The sequence below is a fragment of the Arthrobacter sp. AOP36-A1-22 genome, from assembly GCF_052377615.1.
Lineage (GTDB): Bacteria > Actinomycetota > Actinomycetes > Actinomycetales > Micrococcaceae > Arthrobacter_H.
Map to the genome: position 1 here is coordinate 1 of NZ_JBQSWX010000052.1, position 3,557 is coordinate 3,557.

At 64.8% G+C, this 3,557-nt stretch carries 3 protein-coding genes; 2 read left to right on the top strand and 1 reads right to left on the bottom strand.

The window, feature by feature from the left end; all coding sequences use genetic code 11:
- Positions 1 to 37: 37 nt before the first annotated feature.
- Positions 38 to 331 (bottom strand): antibiotic biosynthesis monooxygenase family protein, encoded by a 294-nt coding sequence (locus ACT3S2_RS15695; protein WP_086996071.1) that lies wholly within the window; start codon positions 329 to 331, stop codon positions 38 to 40.
- 168 nt (positions 332 to 499) lie between these two features.
- On the opposite strand from ACT3S2_RS15695, the gene argE reads away from it, so the two are divergent.
- Together argE and ACT3S2_RS15705 are read left to right on the top strand one after the other, a co-directional pair.
- A complete protein-coding gene (gene argE / locus ACT3S2_RS15700; RefSeq protein WP_444561917.1) occupies positions 500 to 1,678 on the top strand; it encodes an acetylornithine deacetylase in 1,179 nt (392 codons plus the stop codon).
- On the top strand, positions 1,675 to 2,997 hold the full coding sequence (locus ACT3S2_RS15705; RefSeq protein ID WP_444561918.1) for an MFS transporter: 1,323 nt from the start codon (positions 1,675 to 1,677) through the stop codon (positions 2,995 to 2,997). The genes argE and ACT3S2_RS15705 overlap by 4 nt, the downstream gene beginning before the upstream one ends.
- Positions 2,998 to 3,557: the final 560 nt, after the last annotated feature.

Consider the following 3,557-nt stretch of genomic DNA (forward strand, 5'->3'; position numbering starts at 1 on the left):
CACTGGGGTGATCTGGGCGGCAGAACCGCCGGCCGGATCAGTCGCTGAGGTCAACGACCTCGAACTCGAGCAGTTCCATGCCCGTGGCCACCGGGGCACCCTTGGAATGGTCATGGCCCGGGCGCTGGTCACGCCAGTTCTCGAAGTCCTCGCGGGTGGCCCACTGCGTGTAGACGAAATACCGGTCGTCGCCGGCCACGGGGCGCAACAGCTGGAAGCCCTCGAACCCCGGTGAACCGTCGACCGAATGCTTGCGGGCGGCAAAACGCTTCTCGAGTTCCGAACCGGCCTCGACCGGGACCTTCAGGGCGTTAATGACGACGATGGACACGGGTACTCCTTCCAGGCCCGGCGCGTCCGGACCGCTACCCTCCCACGCTACCCCCACAGTGTCTGCGGCGGCCGTGAGAGGCCTCTCATTCGGGGGGGCCGAACCTGCGGGTTAACCCGACTCAACATTCCCTGAAGCCCCTCCATACCCGGGTGTACAGTGCGGGTCATGACTTCACCTGTGGACTGGCTCACACGCCTGGTAGCTTTCGACACGACCTCCCATCGCTCGAACCTCGAACTGATCGACTGCGTGGCCGCGGAACTGCGCCGGCACGGTGTGGAGCCCCTGCTGTTGCCCCACGACCAACAGGACGGGGTGCGCAAGGTGAACCTCTTTGCCACCTTCCCGGCGAAGGACGGCTCCACCGAGGGCGGGGTGGTCCTCTCTGGTCATACCGACGTCGTCCCGGTGGAAGGACAGGACTGGGACAGCGACCCCTTCACCGTCACCGAACGCGACGGCCGCCTCTACGGCCGCGGGACCGCCGACATGAAGGGCTATCTGGCGGTCATCATGTCCCGGGTGGAGGCGATCGCCGCCGCCCCGCTGGCCCGACCGGTGCACCTGGCCTTCTCCTACGACGAGGAAGTCGGACTGCTCGGTGCCCAACGGATGATCGGCCAATTCGCCGAGCACGGCATCAAACCCGCCTCCTGCATCGTCGGTGAACCCTCGGGAATGCGGGTGGTCCGCGGGCATAAATCGATCAACCTGTTCACCGTCACCTTCCGTGGCGTCGCCGCCCACTCCTCGCTGACCCCGCAGGGCTCCAACGCCATCCACCATGCGGGCCGCTTCATCGAGTTCTACCGGCAGCTCACCGAGGAATGGCGCCGCGAGGGCCCCTTCGATACGGCCTACCCGGTCGCCTTCACCACCGGCGGGGTCAACCTGATTTCCGGGGGCATCGCCGGCAACACGGTCCCCGACTCCTGCGAGATCGAGTTCGAGTTCCGCGCCCTGGGCACCGTGGACACCGCCCCGGTGGTGGCACGGATCCGCGAGTTCCTCTTCGACACCCTGGAACCTGCGATGAAGGCCGAACAGGAGGCCGCCGGCATCGAGCTGGTGATCAAGGCGCAGGGTCCCGGCCTGGAGATCGGCCCCGACGCCGACATCGTGTCCCTCGCCCACGACTGCGGCGGGCATCCCACCGATGAAAAGGTCACGTACGGCACCGAAGCCGGGCTGTTCCATGGTGCCGGGATCGAAACGGTAGTGTGCGGGCCCGGGGAGATCGCCGTGGCCCACGCCGCCAACGAATACGTCGAGCTGGAACAACTCGCCGCCTGCGAGGCATTCGTCGATACGCTCATCACCGAGCTCGGGCAGGACCGGGCATGAGCGGGCCGAGCGCCGCGCCAGGCACCTCGGCCGCGCCACACACCATCACCGAGGCGGACCGTTCCCGGGCCCGCCGCGCCGTCATCGCCTCCTCCATCGGCAACGCCCTCGAGTGGTTCGACATCATCGTCTACTCCTCCTTCGCCGTCGTCATCTCCGCCCTGTTCTTCGAACCGGCCGGTGAGGCGGGAGGACAGACCACCGGGATCCTGTTGACCTTCGGCGCCTTCGCCGTGTCCTACCTGATCCGCCCCTTGGGCGCCATGGTGCTGGGTTCCTACGCCGACCGGCACGGGCGCAAGGGCGCACTGACCCTGACGATCATGCTGATGATGCTCGGCACCCTGATCATGGCCTGCGCCCCCACCACCGAGATGATCGGCCCGGCGGCGGCGTTGGTGATCCTGCTGTCCCGACTCATCCAGGGATTCTCCGCGGGCGGCGAATTCGGGACCGCCACCGCATTCCTGATCGAGAACGCCCCGGATAAGAAGGCGTTCTACGGCAGCTGGCAGGTGGCCACCCAGGGTGTTTCGATGTTCCTGGCCTCCGCATTCGGTTTCGCCCTGTTCACCTTCATGGACCACGACGCCCTGTATTCCTGGGGGTGGCGGATCCCGTTCTTCTTCGGGCTGCTGATCGGCCCGGTCGGACTCTACATCCGGTTGAAGATGGATGAGACCCCCGACTTCGAGGCGGCCCGCGGGAACCTGACCAAATCACCGCTGACCGCCACCCTGCTCGGCGCGGCACCACGCTGGGTCACCTCGGCGTCCATCGTGGGTCTGGCCAGCGTGTCGGTCTACCTGATCCTGTTCATGCCCACCTATGCGGTCCAGAACCTGGACCTGCCCTCCTACGCCGGCTATCTGGGCGGGATCATCTCCGGGATCGTCACCCTCATCGGGGCCCCGCTGGCGGGCAAGCTGGCCGACCGGATCGGTTGCGTGAAGGTCATGCTCTTCGCGGCGGTGCTGGCCGTGCTGGTCGCGTTCCCGCTGTTCCTGATCCTGGTCGCCGCCCCCGGCGTCGCGGTGCTCACGGCCGTCCAGGTGGTCCTGGGCATCCTGATGGCCGCCTACTTCGGTCCGTTGCCGGCCCTGCTGGCCCAGATGTTCCCCACGAACATCAGGACCACCGGGATGTCCATCTCCTATAACGTCGGGGTCACCTTGTTCGGCGGCTTCGCCCCGCTGATCCTGGCCTGGTTGATCAGCACCACCGGTTCATTATTGGCGCCGAGTTTCTACTACATCGCGATCGGCCTGATCTCCTTGGCCGGGCTGGTGGCTGCGCGCCGGGTCTTCGGGAAGGCATAGTCCCTTCGTTTCGCTGCGATTTCGCACATTCGGTCGCCCGACCATCCGTCAGTCACAGTACGAATTTTCGATAAGCCGCCACTACTCACCGGATAAGCCCGGAAGAGCGGCGAGAAGTTGCGGATACTAGCTCGCTCAGCCCAGTCATCGTCCGGGATTCTCTCGCACCCACTTTTCTGCTCTGTCCACCATCGGCCTATGAGGCGGCATCCCGGAACAGATTGCCTCCCCTATGTCCAGCCCCTTCGTCTTGGCAGGTCGCCCGCAGGCCGGGATAGAGCGCCACACTTGCCCCCAATTGCGACACCAATCCCTAGTGAGATCCCTCAGGTTGTTCAAGTTCAAGCTCTGTTCAAGTATACTGAACATCAAACAATCTTGAACGCAGGAGGTAAAGAATGAGGCCCGATCAGAGTCTGATCGAACATGTTCTCGAGCAGCTTCACGAGTACGGCGTCCAGATTTCTCCCAATAAGCCAACGAAAGAACTGCTGCCCGGCGAGGTATTGAACGCTGACATCTCTCACGCCAGGGGGTCCACAGAAACCCAACTCGTCTAT